At 61.5% G+C, this 17,314-nt stretch carries 18 protein-coding genes; 9 read left to right on the forward strand and 9 right to left on the reverse strand.

Features of this window, described 5'->3' with window-relative positions; all coding sequences use genetic code 11:
* Positions 1 to 183: transposase (locus DEM27_RS17655; RefSeq protein WP_165823469.1), on the forward strand; the 183-nt coding region annotated here is incomplete at its 5' end.
* 339 nt (positions 184 to 522) lie between these two features.
* Here the strand turns inward: DEM27_RS17655 and DEM27_RS17660 are convergent.
* From DEM27_RS17660 to DEM27_RS17680, 5 genes are all read right to left on the reverse strand, one after another.
* Complete coding sequence (locus tag DEM27_RS17660; protein WP_109459580.1) at positions 523 to 798, reverse strand: hypothetical protein; 276 nt, start codon at positions 796 to 798, stop codon at positions 523 to 525.
* 164 nt (positions 799 to 962) lie between these two features.
* Positions 963 to 1,343 (reverse strand): DUF6481 family protein, encoded by a 381-nt coding sequence (locus tag DEM27_RS17665; RefSeq protein WP_109459581.1) that lies wholly within the window; start codon positions 1,341 to 1,343, stop codon positions 963 to 965.
* Between the two features lie 31 nt (positions 1,344 to 1,374).
* The gene (locus DEM27_RS17670; protein ID WP_109459582.1) at positions 1,375 to 1,599 is read right to left on the reverse strand and encodes a hypothetical protein; all 225 of its coding nucleotides are present in this window, start codon (positions 1,597 to 1,599) and stop codon (positions 1,375 to 1,377) included.
* A gap of 134 nt (positions 1,600 to 1,733) precedes the next feature.
* Positions 1,734 to 1,943, reverse strand: a complete 210-nt coding sequence (locus tag DEM27_RS17675; RefSeq protein WP_109459583.1) for a cold-shock protein — start codon at positions 1,941 to 1,943, stop codon at positions 1,734 to 1,736.
* Between the two features lie 652 nt (positions 1,944 to 2,595).
* Complete coding sequence (locus tag DEM27_RS17680) at positions 2,596 to 2,799, reverse strand: cold-shock protein (RefSeq protein WP_109459584.1); 204 nt, start codon at positions 2,797 to 2,799, stop codon at positions 2,596 to 2,598.
* 263 nt (positions 2,800 to 3,062) lie between these two features.
* Here DEM27_RS17680 and DEM27_RS17685 point away from each other — a divergent pair, with 263 nt between their 5' ends.
* Positions 3,063 to 3,290, forward strand: coding sequence for a hypothetical protein (locus DEM27_RS17685; RefSeq protein WP_109459585.1), 228 nt, complete (start codon positions 3,063 to 3,065; stop codon positions 3,288 to 3,290).
* A 7-nt stretch (positions 3,291 to 3,297) separates the two neighbouring features.
* On the opposite strand, the gene DEM27_RS17690 is transcribed toward DEM27_RS17685, so the two are convergent.
* The 4 genes from DEM27_RS17690 to DEM27_RS17705 all read right to left on the reverse strand — a co-directional run bounded on the left by DEM27_RS17690 (position 3,298) and on the right by DEM27_RS17705 (position 7,603).
* Entirely contained in the window at positions 3,298 to 4,140 is an 843-nt protein-coding gene (locus DEM27_RS17690; protein WP_109459586.1) for an HTD2 family dehydratase, read from the reverse strand.
* Positions 4,141 to 4,149: 9 nt separating this feature from the next.
* Positions 4,150 to 5,304 carry an acyl-CoA dehydrogenase family protein gene (locus DEM27_RS17695; RefSeq protein ID WP_109459587.1) on the reverse strand — a complete coding sequence of 385 codons (1,155 nt, stop codon included), beginning with the start codon at positions 5,302 to 5,304 and terminating at the stop codon, positions 4,150 to 4,152.
* 105 nt (positions 5,305 to 5,409) lie between these two features.
* Positions 5,410 to 6,768, reverse strand: coding sequence for an MmgE/PrpD family protein (locus DEM27_RS17700; RefSeq protein WP_109459588.1), 1,359 nt, complete (start codon positions 6,766 to 6,768; stop codon positions 5,410 to 5,412).
* Between the two features lies 1 nt (position 6,769).
* Positions 6,770 to 7,603: an HpcH/HpaI aldolase/citrate lyase family protein gene (locus tag DEM27_RS17705; RefSeq protein WP_109459774.1), complete on the reverse strand. Its 834-nt coding sequence runs from the start codon at positions 7,601 to 7,603 to the stop codon at positions 6,770 to 6,772.
* Between the two features lie 233 nt (positions 7,604 to 7,836).
* Between DEM27_RS17705 and DEM27_RS17710 the strand changes: the two genes are divergently transcribed.
* The 7 genes from DEM27_RS17710 (at position 7,837) to DEM27_RS17740 (ending at position 17,304) form a co-directional block, all read left to right on the forward strand.
* The gene (locus DEM27_RS17710) at positions 7,837 to 8,976 is read left to right on the forward strand and encodes a CaiB/BaiF CoA transferase family protein (protein WP_109459589.1); all 1,140 of its coding nucleotides are present in this window, start codon (positions 7,837 to 7,839) and stop codon (positions 8,974 to 8,976) included.
* A gap of 111 nt (positions 8,977 to 9,087) precedes the next feature.
* Positions 9,088 to 10,029, forward strand: a complete 942-nt coding sequence (locus DEM27_RS17715; protein WP_109459590.1) for a LysR substrate-binding domain-containing protein — start codon at positions 9,088 to 9,090, stop codon at positions 10,027 to 10,029.
* A gap of 404 nt (positions 10,030 to 10,433) precedes the next feature.
* A complete protein-coding gene (locus DEM27_RS17720; RefSeq protein WP_109459591.1) occupies positions 10,434 to 11,420 on the forward strand; it encodes an ABC transporter permease in 987 nt (328 codons plus the stop codon).
* A 51-nt stretch (positions 11,421 to 11,471) separates the two neighbouring features.
* Entirely contained in the window at positions 11,472 to 12,500 is a 1,029-nt protein-coding gene (locus DEM27_RS17725; protein WP_109459592.1) for a sugar ABC transporter substrate-binding protein, read from the forward strand.
* 91 nt (positions 12,501 to 12,591) lie between these two features.
* Entirely contained in the window at positions 12,592 to 14,712 is a 2,121-nt protein-coding gene (locus DEM27_RS17730) for an ABC transporter permease (protein WP_109459593.1), read from the forward strand.
* Positions 14,712 to 15,806, forward strand: coding sequence for an SMP-30/gluconolactonase/LRE family protein (locus tag DEM27_RS17735; protein WP_109459594.1), 1,095 nt, complete (start codon positions 14,712 to 14,714; stop codon positions 15,804 to 15,806). The genes DEM27_RS17730 and DEM27_RS17735 overlap by 1 nt, the downstream gene beginning before the upstream one ends.
* Before the next feature lies 1 nt (position 15,807).
* On the forward strand, positions 15,808 to 17,304 hold the full coding sequence (locus tag DEM27_RS17740; protein ID WP_109459595.1) for a sugar ABC transporter ATP-binding protein: 1,497 nt from the start codon (positions 15,808 to 15,810) through the stop codon (positions 17,302 to 17,304).
* Positions 17,305 to 17,314: the final 10 nt, after the last annotated feature.

The raw sequence follows: 17,314 nt of genomic DNA on the forward strand, positions 1-17,314 counted from the left end.
TGGAACCAGCCGATCCAGCGTATCCGCGGTCGGATCGAGAAGATCTTCGGGACCTGGAAACGAAGCTACGGTCTGCGCCGGATGCGATGGTGGGGACTTGCAAAGGCAGGCGTGCAAATTCGCCTGACCGCCATCGCCTACAATATGAAACGGGGTTTGCAGATCATTGCCGCGGCCGGATAGGCCGTGGAACCACACGCAGGGCGCTCCGCCGCCCAACCAGGACGCACCAGAGCGCTAAAGGTCAACGCATGCCGCCGAAAGCCTAAGAAAATTCAGGAAATTCAGCCGTCTATAAATTTCCCCGCACAGGTCTCCTAGCCGTAATCAAGATGAAATTCGACGTTGGTGATCGCGATTGGCCGCGCGCCTGTTGGTAACATTGTCAAGCGCGCTGCCGGTGAAGTCTGGCCGATAACCCAACGATAGCCTCGAATGCTCGTTCGATTTAATTGCTCCCTGACTCTTACTATGCTTTCGGACCACATATGCAGCAGAGTCCGCCTGCATTCTCATCCTCCATTAGGTGCGATCATATGTGAATGATGTCAGCAGCGTGGTGACGAAATTACTCGCATTGTCCTTGACAAGCACTTCAGTCCATTCGCTCGTGCCACGCAGCCTTAGGTCGGAATAAATGCTATCGACCGCAGCCTCTTCGATACGCTTGATGTTTGCCAGAAAGGCTTTCTCTCCGTCCGCGTGATACATGTCGCGGATCACCATCCGCAGGATTTCCTGAATCGCGATCTGCCAGGCTGTGTTGATTGCCTGGAGTTCGCCGGGATTGTCTGCCATGGAGGTTTCCCTTCGGTCTAATGGATCTTTGGTAGCGGTTCATACCGCACTGTCAGTTGCGGATTTGAGCCGGCGGAAAGAGCCCGCCGAAAGCGTCTGGATTTGTTGGCGCCGCAGGGCCACGCGACCCCCCAACTTCCTCCGGGTGTTCTTAAAGCTGGAGACTAGGCTCGTCTGGCCTTGCGGTTGGCGTAGCGTCGATCGCGCTCGGCCTTGCGGGCGGCCTCGTCTTCGAGCACTCGCGCGATGCGGTTTGTTTCCGCTGCCTCGCGCGCTTCGGTCTCGGCGCGCGCTGCGGCGTCTGCAGCCGCCTGCCGCTCGGCGGCCTCGGCTGCTTGGCGCTCGGCCTCGTCGCGTTTTATCCGTTCGCGTTCAAGGCGCCGCTCTTCCCTCGCAGCCGCGATACTCACCCGCTCTGCTTGTCTCGCCAATCTGGCCGGTTCGTCGGCAGTCCTTGCGGCGCGATAGGCATTCAGGAGAGCGAACTTCGCTTCCGCAGCTGCAGTACGGCGATCGGAAAGGTCGTTGTTTCTGGTATTCTTCAAATCTTTATCCTGAAGAGAATGTTGCGGAAGGTCAGACGGACTTGGCCCGTCTGGCGAGAAGAGAGGCGGTCGCCGCCTCGCGATCGTTCAATTCTTTCGCAAGGCGAGCTTCACGAAGCCGCCGCGTCTTTTCCTCGCGGGCCAGGACGAGGGAATCGAGTTCCTCGACGGCGCTGTTACGGGCGAAGAATTGCGATTGGGTATTGGCGAAGGCAATCTCCGCCGTCTGGCGGGATTTGCTGTGTGTCTGTGCCATGGTTTTTTCCGGATTGGACGCCGCAGGATAACGCGGCAATAAAAAAGGCCAGGCAATCTGCCTGACCTTGCTGGTATCATGCTCTCGACAGTGCCAGTACATCCGTGGTCAACGGAGAGCGGATACCGGGATGATTAAGCAGCCTGCAGGTTGCAGGCCGACATTTTGCCCGACTTGTTGTCGCGCTCCAGCTCGTAGCCGATCTTCTGGCCTTCAACGAGTTCGCGCATTCCGGCGCGTTCGACGGCAGAGATGTGGACGAACGCGTCGGCGCCGCCATTGTCAGGCTGGATGAAGCCGAAGCCCTTGGTGGAATTGAACCATTTAACTGTGCCAGTGGTCATGACAAACCCTTTCATAGCAATAAGAGAGCCACAGCGCTCGCGGCGCTGCAGATGTGATAGCGATTTTTGAAAGAAAAGGTTCGTTCAGGGCACGGTGCCAAGCGCGCGATAACCAAAGCTAAGCAAGCAAATATCGACAATCAACATATAGGTATCTCATGTTCGATTGTCAACTTTTAGTTTTTGCTTTCCGGTATTCTCGGCAACTGGTTGCAATCTCGAGAGGGTTTTCACAGCCGAGATCGCCAGACCTCGCAGCATGCCATTCGTGGTTTTCGTCATCCATGCTTATCCATGGCAACCTCCACAAACTGCGCCCCTCGGGTCCCGAAGGCTATCGGCAAACCGGTAAACAACAGAAAATCAAAAGAAAGCGCTGCCCGTGCTCAACTCTCTTCCGACTTTCGAGCAATCTTGCCGACGGTCAAAGAGGTCAACAGCGAATTGTATGTTATGCGGTCACGCCAAGAGCGGTTGGGATTTCCAGAGGTGGAGGCCTCTGCCGCAGCGACGAGCGGGCAATTTGCAATGAAATGGACACAATAGCCCACACCAGCGCTGCCGCTGCTCTGTTGTCCCGTTTCAGCCTGTGTAGACCAACGCCCCTGATGGGGCGCTGGTCCAAGGATATGTCATCCTGCAACCCGGTCGATCAAAGCGAGTTGACGTTTTCTGCCTTCGACTTGCCGGTTTTGCGGTCCTGACCGAGGTCGTAGCTGACCTTCTGTCCGTCCCGAAGCGAGCCTGCGCCCTGCAGCGCCGAAACATGGACGAACACGTCCGGGCCGCCATTTTCTGGCGTGATGAAGCCGAAGCCCTTGTCCTGATTGAAGAATTTTACCGTACCGGTCGCCATTATCGTCCTCGTTGATTGAGCGGCTTACATGCCACGGGCGCAGTTTATTCATCGGCGGACGCTTTCGCAACTTCCCTTTGCCTTTTTGTTGTCTTTGAGCGGTCGTTCTCACACCTTTTCGCTGTCTTCCCGTTTCTGCCGCGCCGTGGCGACAGCTTTTTTCCGGAATTCCGCTTGTCCGGACATCCGTCGCCATTGTTGCCATCTTGCGACAGCCATTCATGCCTGTCCGTTCTATGATGTCGCCAAGCGGGGGATGCGGGATGCTGACAGTTTGGCCGAAAGAGGCCCTGACGTCTGAAACGATGATGTTTCTTCAGTCGATCCTTCTGGATTGGTGCAGGCAAAACGGCGTTGCCGTTATGAGCGACGTGGGTGTCGCCAAGGCGCGCTCCCTGATCGACTGGTACGAGTTCGGCATCAAGGAGCGCGGCGAACTGTTCAAGCTGCTGTCCGAGGAAATCGGCATGGCTGGTCCGGCCGCGCCGTAATTTCGTATCAGCAATTGGCGATCATCGTCACGCCGCCGGCCTGGTCGGCCATCCAGAGCGACGTTCCGCTTTCCTGCGGGCGCGCATTCAGGGAAATGCGTCCTCCGGCAAACAGCGGATGAACCGAGCGGAAGGCGAAGTTTTGGGGGATCTCCCCGTTTCGCAATTCTGTCGCCAGGTCGAGGAGCAGGTTTGCCTGCAGCGGTCCGTGGAAGATCAGTTGCGGATAGTTCTCTTCGTTTTTGACGTAGGGCTCGTCGTAGTGGATGCGGTGGCCGTTAAAGGTGATGGCGGAATAACGGAACAGCAGGACGGAGGTTGCCTCGATCTTGCGTGTATGCACGGCGGCTTGCGGCGGCGGTGCCGCCGCCGGCTGGCCGGCGGCGCCTGAGGTCTCCAGTTTGCGAAAGACCAGGTCCTGGCGTTCGTTCAGCGCTTCCCCCCGCGGTGTCGTGTAGCGATGACGCACGGTGACGAAGATCATCTCGCCGCTGCGCCCGGTCTTGAGCACGATGTCCTCGATCGTCGAGCGACGCACCACCTCGTCGCCGATGCGAAAATCGCCGGTAAACGTCAGGTCCCCGCCCGCCCACATGCGCCGGGGAAAAGGCACCGGTGGCAGGAAGTTGCCGCGTGCCGGATGGCCGTCCGGGCCGATCTGGCTCATCGGCGCGATGTCGGGGGCGAGGCACCAGTGAATGCCGACGGGGGCTGCCTTGCCTGCTGCCACCGGCTTGTCGATATCCAGCACGGCATTCAGGCTGCTGGCGAGGCGCGGCGTGATGATGTCGGCGATGCTGCGCTCGCGGCCTGTCCAGCTTTTCAGATAGTCGATATCGACGTCGGTCATGGTATTTCCTCAATAGGACCGCGGCAGGCCGAGCACATGTTCGGCGATGAAACTCAGGATCAGGTTGGTCGAAATCGGCGCGACCTGATAGAGGCGGGTCTCGCGGAACTTGCGCTCCACGTCATATTCCTCGGCAAAGGCGAAACCGCCATGGGTCTGGACGCAGGCCTCGGCCGCCGCCCATGAGGCTTCGGCGGCCAGCATCTTGGCGATGTTGGCCTCTTCGCCGCAGTTCTCGCCCTTTTCATACAGGCCGGCGGCTTCCGCCACCATCAGTTCGGCGGCACGCATCTGGGCATAGGCGCGGGCGATGGGAAACTGGACGCCCTGATTCTGGCCGATCGGCCGCCCGAAGACCACCCGCTCCCTGGAATAATCGCTCGCCTTCCTGATGAACCATTTTGCATCGCCGACACATTCGGCTGCAATCAGGATGCGTTCGGCATTCATGCCGGAAAGAATGTAGCGGAACCCCTTGCCTTCCTCGCCGAGAAGGTTTTCCGCCGGAATGCGGACGTTGTCGAAAAACACTTCGGTGGTTGCATGGTTCATCATCGTCCGGATCGGCCGGATCGTCATGCCGGATTTCGCCGCCTCCTGCATGTCGACGATAAAAACGGAAAGCCCGTCGGTCTTCTTGGCGACCTCATCCTTCGGCGTGGTGCGGGCCAGAAGCAGCATCAGGTCGGAATATTCCGCCCGCGACGTCCAGATCTTCTGGCCGTTGACGACATAGTGGTCGCCGTCCCGTCTGGCGAAGGTCTTGAGCGATGTCGTGTCCGTGCCGCTCGATGGTTCGGTGACGCCAAAAGCCTGCAGCCGCAACGCGCCGGTGGCGATCTTCGGCAGGTACTGGCGTTTCTGCTTGTCGTTGCCGTGCCGCAGGATGGCGCCCATGATGTACATCTGCGCATGGCAGGCGCCGCCGTTGCAGCCGGATCGCTGCACCTCCTCAAGGATCGCCGCCGCCGCCGAAAGCGGCAGGCCGGACCCGCCATATTCTTCCGGAATGAGCGCCGAGAGATAACCGGCTTCGGTCAGCGCATTGACGAATTCGCTGGGGTAGGCGCTTTCCCGTTCAAGCTTCTGCCAGTAGTCGCCCGGAAACCCGGCACAAAGCTTCGCCACTTCCGCTCGAATTTCGGCATAATCTTGAATAGGCACGTCTTTTCCTTTCTCTGGGGATGAAGGCAAGACCGAGTCTAGGGGCTGCAGGCTATAACCACAAATACAGATTGGTGAGGCTGAGTATATGAAGAATGTATGGCTTTAGCCGGCGAGATTACGGATGTCGCCGATCGTTTCTAGGCCGGACAGGCGGGAGAACAGGGCGGATGCGGCATTGCCGAGAACGGGTGTGGCAAGCGTCATGAACTTCGCCTCGACATCCGCCCTTGCCGGAAACGTGTCCGGTTCGCCGGAGGGGTCCGGGATGGTTCGTTCGATGGTGGCAGCAGTCGTGCGGACGGTGATGGTTGCACCGAAGGGATGGCGCAGGCCTTCGAGCCGCTCGTCGCGCCGGACATCGATGCGGGCGGTCATCGCTTCGATGTCGGGATTGCCGAGCAGGGCATAATCGTCCCAGCCGAAGCTGCCCTTGCTCAGCGCCACGGCGGCGGCGAAGGGCATGGAAAACTGCCCGTCCACCACTGTTTTCGGCCGGCGTTTTTCATCGAGCGGGGCTCCGGTAAGCACGATGCCGTTGGTATGCAGGCCAATCTCGACGGAAAGGATATCGGCCGGGCTCCAGCCGTGATCGCGCCGCAGCGCCAGCAGGCCATCGACCGCCGCATGCGTATACCGGCAGGCGGGATAGGGTTTCATGCCGATCTTCATCGTTTCGTAGACGTTGCCGAGTGCGGCGACCGCCAGTTCCGGCCGCGGATTGCCGGTATAGCCGACCAAAAGCCCGTGCTTGCCTTCGATGGCTTCGGCGGCGCCGATAAAATTTTCGCGGGCCAGCGTGGCGGCGATCAGCCCGTTCATGGCCGCGGCCCCCACCTGGTAGCGCTTGTTCCACGCACCGTTGACGAGGAATTGCAGCGACCCGGCGGCCTGGCTCGCCGCCACGCCGAAGGCGGAGGCGATCCCGGCCGTATCGAGACCCAGCAGCTTGCCCGCCGCGGCGGCGGCCCCGAAGGTGCCGGCCGTCGCCGTCGGATGGAAACCGCGCGCATAGTGGGCCGTCGGATCGAGCGCGTTGCCAAGCCGGCAGCAGACTTCATAACCGGCGACGATTGCCGCCAGCAGATCTTTGCCGGAGGCGCCGGTCATCTCCGCCGCCGCCAGCGCTGCCGGTACGACCGGCGCGCTCGGATGCAGGGAACTGTCGGAATGGGTGTCGTCGAAATCGAGCGAATGGCCGAGCGCGCCGTTCAGCAGCGCAGCCGTTGCCGGGATGTAGCCGCGGGCAAAACCGAAGACGGTTGAATGACCGGGCGCATCCAGACCCAGCCGCGCCAGCATGCCGAGCAGGCTGGCGGTGGAATCCGCCTCCTTGCCGGCGCGAACGATGCTGCCGATCAGGTCGATGGCGAGGTATTTCGCCCGCTCCGGCACCGCCGGTGGCAAGTCCGCATAGTCGAGATCCGCCACGTAGCGGGAGAGGGTTTCGGTGATTCCGGCCATGTTACGATCCATTCGAAAAGCGTTGATGCGCCCGGACGACCTGCCGCGCACGGGTGAGCACCGGCAGGTCGACCATGGCGCCGTCCACCGCACGTGCTGCACCATCCTCGACGCTGGCGACGATCCGCAGCGCCCAGGCGAGATCTTCGGCGCCGGGTGCCAATCCCTTGCGGGCCGGTTCGATCTGTCTGGGGTGGATCAGCAGCTTGCCGCCGAAACCGAGCGAGGCACCATAACGCATGTCATCCTCGATAAGGGTCGTTTCCCCGATTGCCAGCGTGACACCGTCGATCGGCGTTGGTGCCTTCGCCAGGCGCGCGGCCAGGACGATACGGCTGCGGGCGAAAAGCAGCGCCTCGCGATTGTGGGCGCAGCCGAGATCGGCGGCGAAATCGATGGAGCCGAAGGCGAGGCGGTCGGCAGCAACGGCGATCTCGTCCACTGCCGAAAGGCCCCTTGCCGATTCGACGATGGCGATGATGGGCATGGGCTCGGGCAAGCGCTTGCGCAGGGCTGCGATATCCGCCGCCGCTTCCGCTTTCGGCAGTATGACGCCATCGATGGGAAGAGCCGCGATCACGGCGACGTCGCCGTCATGCCAGGCCGTTTCCGCTCCGTTGACGCGAACGAAGATCGGCGAAGCCCTGTCCGTATCGCCCAACGCAAGACCCAGTCCGTCGCGCGCGCCCGCCTTGGCGTGTGCCGGCACGGCGTCCTCCAGGTCGATGATCACCGCGTCGGCGCCGGATGCGACAGCCTTGGCGAAACGCTCGGGCCGGTCGGCGGGAACGAAGAGAAAGAGGGCGTGGTCTGCAAATCCTGGCAACATGGTCATCCGAAACATCCGTGAAAACGGCGCCATTTTCGGTGGTTGCGCCCCGCCAGGCCAATATATTTTTGCTGGCGCGCATATAGTCTGCCCGTATATGCGCGGACCTTGATGGGATAACTTTCCTGTATGGCCATCCCATTAGAGTGTTATTTGAAGTGATGGCGAAAATCGGCAATGCTGCACGGGCAGGCTGAGGCAAGTCGGCGCTGACGCAACAAAAACCGGTTGGCAGGACAATGAAATCAGATCTTGAAGGCGTGCTGGTCGTGTCCGTCGAGCAGGCGGTTGCCGCGCCCTATCTTTCCTGCAAGCTTGCCGATGCCGGTGCCCGCGTCATCAAGGTCGAGCGGCCGGAAGGCGATTTCGCCCGCGAATACGACCATCTTGTGCATGGCGAGAGCGCCTATTTCGTCTGGCTGAACCGCGGCAAGGAATCAGTCTGCCTCGACCTCAAGCAGGAGGAGGACCGGGCGATCCTGATGGCCATGGTCAGCCGAGCCGACGTCTTCATCCAAAACCTGGCGCCCGGCGCCGTCGACAGGCTCGGTTTCGGCGCCGAGAGCCTGCGGCAGCGTTTTCCGCGCCTGATCACCTGTTCGATTTCCGGTTACGGCGACGAGGGACCGCTGAAGGATCTCAAGGCCTATGATTTGCTGGTGCAAGCCGAAAGCGGCCTTTCGGCGATCACCGGCAACGAACATGGTTCGGCCCGCGTCGGCGTCTCGGTCTGCGATATCGCTGCCGGAATGACCGCGACCCAGGCCGTGCTGCAGGCGTTGCTTGCCCGCGAAAAAACCGGCGAGGGCCGGCATATCGCCGTGTCGCTCTATCATGCGCTGTCGGACTGGATCAACGTGCCCTACCTGCAATTCCAGTATGGCGGCAAGGTGCCGGCGCGCAGCGGCCTCAACCATCCGACGATTGCGCCTTACGGTTCTTATGCCTGTGCGGATGGCAAGTCGGTGCTGTTTTCCATCCAGAACGAACGGGAATGGGCGATGTTCTGCCGCGAGGTGCTCGACTGGCCGGATCTGGCGACCGACCCGCGCTTCTCCTCCAATAGCGACCGCGTCAAGAACCGCGAGGCGCTCGACGCCGCCATCGTGCCGGTTTTTCTTGCCGCGAAGCGGGATGAGATGGCCGCACGCCTGCATGCCGCCCGTATCGCTTATGGTCGCGTCAGCACGCTGGAGGATGTCGCCGAACATCCGCAAAACCGCTACATGCAGGTCGATACGCCGACAGGGCCTGTGCAACTCATGGCGCCCGGTGCGCTTGCTGATGGCGTGATCCCGTCCTTCGGCGCCGTTCCGGCCCTCGGCGAACACACGGCGTCGATCCGGCAGGAATTTTCCGTCGTCCGCGCGGTGCAATGATCGGCAGGCCGTGATCGGCGGCCCCGCGTTCTTGACATCCGCGACCAAGCTCCCGCTATAATAAAAAACGAAGCTGCGCCATGCAGCCATAAAAGAATATTGGAGGAGTGCGTGGATCTTCGCCAGTTGCGGTATTTCGTTGCGATCGTCGAGCAGGGCTCCTTTTCCAAGGCGGCTGCGACGCTGAACGTCGCGCAGCCGGCCCTCAGCCTGCATGTGCGCAACATGGAGGCGGATCTCGGAACAGCGCTTCTGTTTCGCAGTCCGCAAGGCGTGATGGCGACAGAAGCCGGCGAAATCCTCTTGCGCAACGCCCGCATCATCATCGACCAGTTTGCGATCACCCAGGAGGAAATCCGCGGGCACGAGGCGGAACCTGCCGGCGAGGTGCGGCTGGGATTGCCGGGGACGATCAGCCAGATCCTCTCGGTTCCGCTGATCATCGCCGCGCGCAAGCGCTACCCGAAGATCAAGCTGCGGATTGCCGAAGCCATGAGCGGCTTCATCACCGAATGGATTCGTGAGAGCCGCATCGACATCGCCGTTCTGTATATCCCTGTCGAGGACCGGGTTCTGACCTCCTACCCGGTGCTGACGGAAGAGCTTTGCCTGCTCGGTCCCGCGACGCCGATGGAAGGCATCAAGACGCCGCCGTTCGGGCCGCTGGCGCTGGCCAAGGTCGCGCCGCTGCCGCTGATCCTGCCGAGTGCCAATCACGGCCTGCGCGAGCTTCTGGAGCGTGAAGCAACGTCGAACAGCCTCGATCTCAACACCGTCATCGACGTCGATTCCTACGGCAACATCAAGGAGCTGGTGGAAAAGGGCATGGGTTATTCCATCCTGCCGTTCAACGCCATCGCCCGCGAAGTGCGCGAAGGCCGGCTGCGCTCCTGGCGCATCACCAAGCCGGAATTGAAACGCGATGTCCATCTGGTGCATCCGGCCGACCGGCCGATGACCAACGCCGTTTCCGCCATCGAGGCGTTGTGCCGCGACACGTTGCTGGAACTTGCCGCGACCGGCCAGTGGAGCGGTGCCAAGGCACTGCGCTGAGCCCGGCAGGCTCATCGCCGAACAATCCTGAAATTATAAGCATTTAACCGCGATTTTTCCCACGCCGCCAGTAGCTCTGGCCGTGGTGCGGCATGCCGATACGGATGCGGTCCGCAGCCGCTTGCGGACATGTCGCCGCTATAACATCGCTATATGGAGCTTAACGCAATTTGATAATTTAATTAATACGCCCGCCTGTTATAGTTTCATTCCAGCAGCGGAGATTTCTGTTGGAATTTCAGTTGGTTGGACATTGCGCCGGGAGGGGCGGCGGATCTGGTTTCAGGTTCGCGGGTCCATGAAACCACATGAAGGATCTGCTTCCGTCGCCCATCCGCAAATCTGCGTGCAGGGGCAACGGGAAGCGGTCTTCGGCACTGTGACTGTCAGGGAGGACGTGCGTCGTGAACGCTCGAAAACTGTTCCGCTATCTCAACCAGGAGAAGATCGTCTTCCTGCTGACGGTGCTGCTTTTTGTGGCCTTTTCGCTGACGCTCAACAACTTCCTCGACGGCAACAACATCCTCTCGCTCATCCGCAGCGTCGCCGTGCTCGGCATCCTCGGGCTCGGCATGCTGATCGTCGTGCTCGGCCGCGGCATCGATTTGTCGCTGGTGGCGACCATGGCGATCTCCATTGCCTGGTCGATGCAATTGATCCATGAGGGGATGCCCGTCTATGCCGCCCTGACCACCGGCCTGCTGTTTGCGCTCGGCGTGGCGCTGTTTACCGGCATTCTGGTCGCTTATGCGGAAATACCGCCGCTTTTCGCCACGCTGGCCATGGCAACCTTCGTTTACGGTTTCGGCCGGGCGCACCTGATCGTCGGCACCGATGTCGTCTACATGCCGAAGACCATGGGCTGGATCGTGATGCTGGGCCAGGGAAAGCTGTTCGGCGTGCCGATGCCGATCGTCGTGGCTGCCGCCATGGCGCTGATCGTCTTCCTGTTTCTGAAATTCACCAAGGTCGGCAACTTCGTCTATGCCATCGGCGACAATCTCGCCGCGTCGCGCATCGGCGGCATCGCCGTGCGGCCGATGCTGGTGCTGCAATATGTGCTTTCCGGCGGCATCGCCTTCGTGGCCGGCATCATCACCGCCACCTCGGTCGAGGCGATGAACACCCGCATCGTCAATTCCAACATGATCTACGACGTCATCCTGGTGGTCGTACTCGGCGGCGTCGGCCTGTCGGGCGGCCGCGGCAACGTCCGCAACGTCATCGTCGGCACGCTGCTGATCGGCGTGCTGATGAACGGCATGACGATCATGGATATCCAATACACGGTTCAGAACGTCATCAAGAGCCTGATCCTGCTGCTCGCCATCGTCGTCGACAGCATCGTCAATCCGCGCGACGAGCAGACGGGCCAGCAGGGAGACATCTGAGCGAACAGGCAGACAAGATCACCAGACAGATGTGACAAGGAGGAGTGGAACATGGGTAAGACTGGTTTGATGAGACTTGCGGCGACGGCGCTCGCCGCCTTTACCATCGGCGCAACGGCGGCCTATGCCGACGACGACATGAACGATCCCTATCGTGCGCCGGCGCTTTCGGCGCTCGCCGGCAAGAAGATCGCCTACCTGCCGATTTCCATCGGCTTCGATCTGGCCCAGGCCTGGGGCGGCGTGGTCAAGACCGAAGCCGAGCGTTACGGCATGAGCTTTTCCTCGCAGGACCCGAACTGGAACACCGACGCGATGGCGCAGGGCATGACGGCGCTGATCGCCGAACATCCCGACGTCATCGTCACCCAGAACCCGGACATGCAGTCGCTGGCCCGGCTTCTGAAACAGGCCAATGCCGAAGGCATCGTCGTGGTGCAGCTGAACATGCAGGGCGCGGTGCAGACCGACGCCTTCGTCGGCCCCGACTTCATCGCCATGGGCGAACAGGCCGCCAACATGATGCTGGCGAAGTGTGGCGCCGAGACGCAGACCTCCCATAAGGTGGCGATCGTCCAGGGCGTGCTGACCGGCGGCGTCAGCTATTACCAGGTCCAGGGCATGATGAAGGTGTTCAACGAACATCCGGAAATCCAGATCGTCTCCAGCCAGGCGGCTGACTGGGATGCCTCGAAGGCGCGCGCCATCACCGAGACGGCGCTGCAGCAGCATCCCGATCTCTGCGGCGTCATCGACGTCTGGGACGGCCAGGGCATCGGCACGGGCGCTGCGATCAAGCAGGCCGGCAAGCAGGGCCAGGTCTATTTCATCACTTCGGGCGGCGGCGCGCAGAGCATGTGCGACGGCCTGCTGGACGGCACCTATTCCGCGACGATCAACTACAATGCGCCTGGCATGGGCCGCGACGCCTGGACGGCGATCACCACGGCGCTGCAGAACAACCAGGGCGCCGGCGTCATCAAGACCCAGATCTATTCGCCGACGCGCGTCATGACCAAGGACGACGTGCAGGCCGGCACCTGCTGGGATCCGCAGCAATACGCCAAGATCCTCCGTTGATCCGATCTTGACCAGCGCACGGCCGGCGGTCTGCCGGCCGTGTTTTTCCAACCTTTCGATTTGTATTGACCATCAAGCATGGAGGCGGGCCTTGGCGTCGGCGAACACCCTTACAAAGCTGAGATACCGCTTCATTCCCGACCACGTCATCGGAGAAATCCTCTCGAAGAAGTGGATCGACAATGCCATTCCCTTCCTGGTGCTGATCTGCGTCATCGTCGTCTTCGGCTCGTTGATCCCGAATTTCTTCAGCGGCAGCAACCTGTCGATCACCTCACGGCAGCTTGGCGAATTCGCGCTGGTCTGCATCGCCATGATGCTGGTCATCGTCGTCGGCGGCATCGACCTGTCGGTCGGGTCGAATTTTGCGCTCGGCAATTTCATGACGCTGGCGCTGCTCAATCTCGCCGGCTGGTCGGTGTGGACGACCGTACCGGCCGTCATCCTGATCTGCGGTTCCGTCGGCCTGCTCAACGGCGTTCTCGTCGGTTATCTGCGGCTGCGTGCCTTTCTCACCACGCTGGTGACGCTGATCATCGTGCGCGCGGTCGTCGACATGCTGCTCCTGAAATACGCCCAGGCGATGTCGATGAGTTTTTACCAGTCGGACGCCTGGGATCTGATGGGTCTTGGCGGTTTCTTCGGCATTCCCTTCTCCTTTTGCGTGCTGATCGTCGTCGCCATCGTCGGCCATATCCTGTTGACGCGTTCGCGGCCCGGCTGGCGGCTGATGGCCATCGGCGGTTCGCGCCGCTCGGCGCACAATATCGGCCTGTCCGTGCGCCGCACGGTCTGTGCTACCTATACGATCTCCGGCATGCTCTGCGGCCTCGCCGGCGTGCTCTACGCCGCCCGCCTTTCCGGCGCCGGCACCGATACCGGCATGGGCCTGGAGATTTCGGCGCTGACGGCCGCCGTGCTCGGCGGCAACAGCCTCGGCGGCGGCCGCGGCTCGATCGTCAAGGCGCTGATCGGTGCCGTCATCGTGCTCGTCATGACCAATGGCGTGTTGCGCCTCGGCCTCAATTCCGGTTCGGGACCGATGGTGCTCGGCCTCACCCTGATCTTCGCCGTCTTCGTCGATGTGCGCTGGCTGAAGAACCGCGACAAGCTGCTCAACAAGGTCTACGTCTCGCCCACCTATATCGAACTGCCCGAGCCGGCATCCACCAGCGCCGATTCCGGCTCCGCCTTCGCCCTCAACGACCGGCTGAAGGACGTCGAGATCATCGGCCTTGCCGATGTCGAATCCCCCGAGGACGTCATCCTCGATGACGACGATTACCTCTATTGCGGCACACGCCACGGCGATATCGTCCGCTTTGCCCCGCCCGACTACAAGACGCATGAGGTCTATGCCCATATCGGTGGCTCGCCGCTCGGCATGAGCTGGGACAAGGACAGGAACCTGCTCGTCTGCGTCGGCGGCATGGGCCTCTACAAGATCGATCGCAGCCGTACGGTGACGAAAGTCACCGACGAGACCAACCGGTCGAAACTCTCTGTAGTGGACGACTCCCGCCTGCGCCTGGCTGACGATCTCGACATCGCGCCGGACGGCCGCATCTATTTCTCGGAAGCGACGATCCGTTACGAAATGCACGACTGGCCGGTGGATGCGCTGGAAAGCCGCGGCAACGGCCGTCTCATCTGCTTCGATCCGAAAACCGGCCGGACGCAGACGGTGCTGCGCAACCTGATCTTCCCGAACGGCATCTGCACGGCCCAGGACGGCCAGTCGATCCTCTTTGCCGAAAGCTGGGCATGCCGTATCAGCCGCTATTACATCGACGGCCCGAAGGCCGGAACGGTCGAGCGGGTGCTCGATCGGCTGCCCGGCTATCCCGACAACATCAACCGGGCATCCGACGGCACCTATTGGGCGGCGATCATGGGCATGCGTTCGCCGGCGCTCGATGTGGCGCTGCGCATGCCGGGCTTCCGCAAGCGCATGGCACGCCGTATCGCCCCCGACCAGTGGCTTTATCCCAACCTCAACATCGGCTGCGTCATCCGCTTCGACGACAGGGGCGAGGTGCTGGAGACCCTGTGGGACCAGGGCGCCGAAAACCATCCGATGATCACCTCGATGCGCGAACACAAGGGTTATCTCTATCTCGGAGGCATCACCAACAACCGCATCGGCCGCATCAAGCTCGAAGGACGCGATACCAGCTGGTCGGGTTACCGGAACTATTGGGGGAGGGCGTGATGGCCAATGCTCTGCGCAACTGGGTCGACCGCTTCCTCGGTCGCGGCGAAGCCGCCGTCACCGTGCCGCCGCTGGACGGTGCGCTGAAACCCAACAATATCCTCGAGGAAGCGCCCGTCGGCATTCATGCCAAAACCCCCGACAATCTCGTCGTGACGACGACCGGGCTGGTCTATTCCAGCGGCTCGACACTCCATCACCAGCCGGCCTGCGGCGGGGCGGGCGCCGTGCTGCTGGATGCCGGGGCGGCGGTGACGGCGATTGCCGCCTCCGAAACCGGGCTGCTCGCCGTTGCGACACCGCGTGGGATTGCTTTCTTCGACGCGTCCGGCAGTCCCGCTGCAGGGTTTTCGTCTGGAACCCAGGCCTGTGCCAACGTCACGGCCATGGCCTTTTCGCCGGACGGTTCGCTGGTCGTTGCGGTGGGTTCCTCGAAAAATGCCCTGGAGAATTGGCAACGCGACCTGCTCGACGGCGAACGGGCAGGCTCCGTCTGGCGGCTTGACCCGAATACCGGACAGGCGGCCGTGCTGGCAAGCCGGCTCGGTTTTCCAAACGGCATCGCCATCGAACCGGATGGCACCATCGTCGTCAGCGAGGCCTGGGAGAAGCGCCTTGTCCGGCTGGACGCCGGTGGCAAGATGCTGGGCCAGGTCATGGAGGATCTGCCCGGTTATCCTGCCCGCATCAGCGGCTCGGCGCGGCAGGGTTATTGGCTTTCGGTATTTGCCCCACGCAGCCAGCTGATCGAGTTCGTGCTGCGCGAGGATGTTTACCGCAAGGCGATGATGGCCGAGGTTGCGCCGGAATTCTGGATCGCTCCGGCGCTGCGCAGCGGTTATTCCTTTCGTGAGCCGATGCAGGGCGGGGCGCTCAAGCAGATGGGCATCCTGAAACCTTGGGCACCGACGCGCTCCTATGGCCTCGTCATCGAGCTGACGGCCGATTTCGTGCCGCTTCGCAGTTTCCACAGCCGCGCCGGCGGCAGGCGGCATGGCATCACCTCTGCCGTGGAGGCGGGCGGCAAGCTCTGGGCCACCAGCAAGCGCGGCGACGAGGTGATCGCCGTCAACCTCGGCATGCAGGGAAATTGACATGAGCCCCATTCTCGAACTCAAGAACGTCACCAAGGAGTTCCATGGCGTTGCCGCCCTGCGCAATGTCAGCTTCACCCTGATGCCGGGCGAAGTCCATTCGCTGCTCGGCGAAAACGGCGCCGGTAAATCGACACTGACCAAGATCATGGCGGGCGTGCACGAGCCGACTCAGGGCGAGGTGGTCTTCAACGGCCAGCCGATGACCTTCGGCAGCCCGGCAGAGGCGCTGCACAAAGGCATCGCCATGGTGTTTCAGGAAACCAGCCTGGTGCCGTCGCTGACGGTGGCGCAGAACATCTATCTCGGCAACGAGAAATTCCTCAACCGCCTGCGCGGCATCTACATCGCCGCCCAGCAATTCCTGCAGTCCCTGAATTTCGGTGTCGATCCGACCATGTACGTTTCACAGCTCGGTGCGGCGCAGAAGCAGATGGTCGAGATCGCCCGCGCCGTGCACCACAAGGCGCGCATCATCATCTTCGACGAGCCGACCGCAACGCTGACGCCGGAAGAAAAGCATCATTTCTTCTCGCTGGTGAACCGGCTGAAGCGCGAGGGCGTCTCGATCATCTTCATCAGCCACGCGCTGGAGGAGGCGCTGGCGATCTCCGACCGGATCACCATACTGCGCGACGGCCAGCACGTGATCACCGACGATGCGAAGAATTTCGACCGCGACAAGATCATCTCCTCGATGGTCGGCCGTTCGCTTTCGGCCGAACTCTACAGCCGCGACAAGAGCCGCAAGGCACGGGCCTATGGCCAGAAGGTGCTGTCGGTGCAGAACCTTTCGATGGGCAAGATGGTGCGCAATACCTCGTTTTCCGTCTATTCGGGGCAGATCACCGGCATTTTCGGCCTGATCGGTTCGGGACGCACGGAAACGGCGAAGATCATTTCCGGCGTCGTCAAGCGCGATTTCTTCCATGGCGGCGAAGTCAGGCTTGACGGACGCTCGGTGCGTTACCGCGTGCCGCGACCGGCGGTGAAGGACGGCATCGTCTACGTGACGGAAGACCGCAAGATCGAGGGTTTCTTCGAAACCAAGTCGATTGCCGAAAACATCTACATGAACCTCTTGTCCTCTGATCTCAATCGCGGCGTGGTGGTGTCCCATTCGGAAATGATGGAGCTTGCCAAGGACTGGACGAAACGGCTGAACGTCAAGGCGATCGACGGCAATGCCCGGGTGATCGAGCTTTCCGGCGGCAATCAGCAGAAGGTGGTGATCGCCAAGGCGCTGGTGCAGAAGCCCAAGCTGGTGATCTTCGACGAGCCGACCCGCGGCGTCGATGTCGGCGCCATTGCCGAACTTCACCAGGTAATCAACGAACTTGCCGATGCAGGCCTCGCCGTCGTGGTGATTTCTTCGTACCTTCCGGAAATTCTCAATCTGGCCGACCGCATCCTCGTATCGCGGCAGGGCCGGGTGGTGGAGGAATTCTCCACCGAGGAGGCGACGGAAGAGAAGATCATGTATGCGGCGGTCCACTGACCGGCCGATC

The organism is Rhizobium album, from assembly GCF_003122325.1.
Classification (GTDB): Bacteria; Pseudomonadota; Alphaproteobacteria; order Rhizobiales; family Rhizobiaceae; genus Metarhizobium; species Metarhizobium album.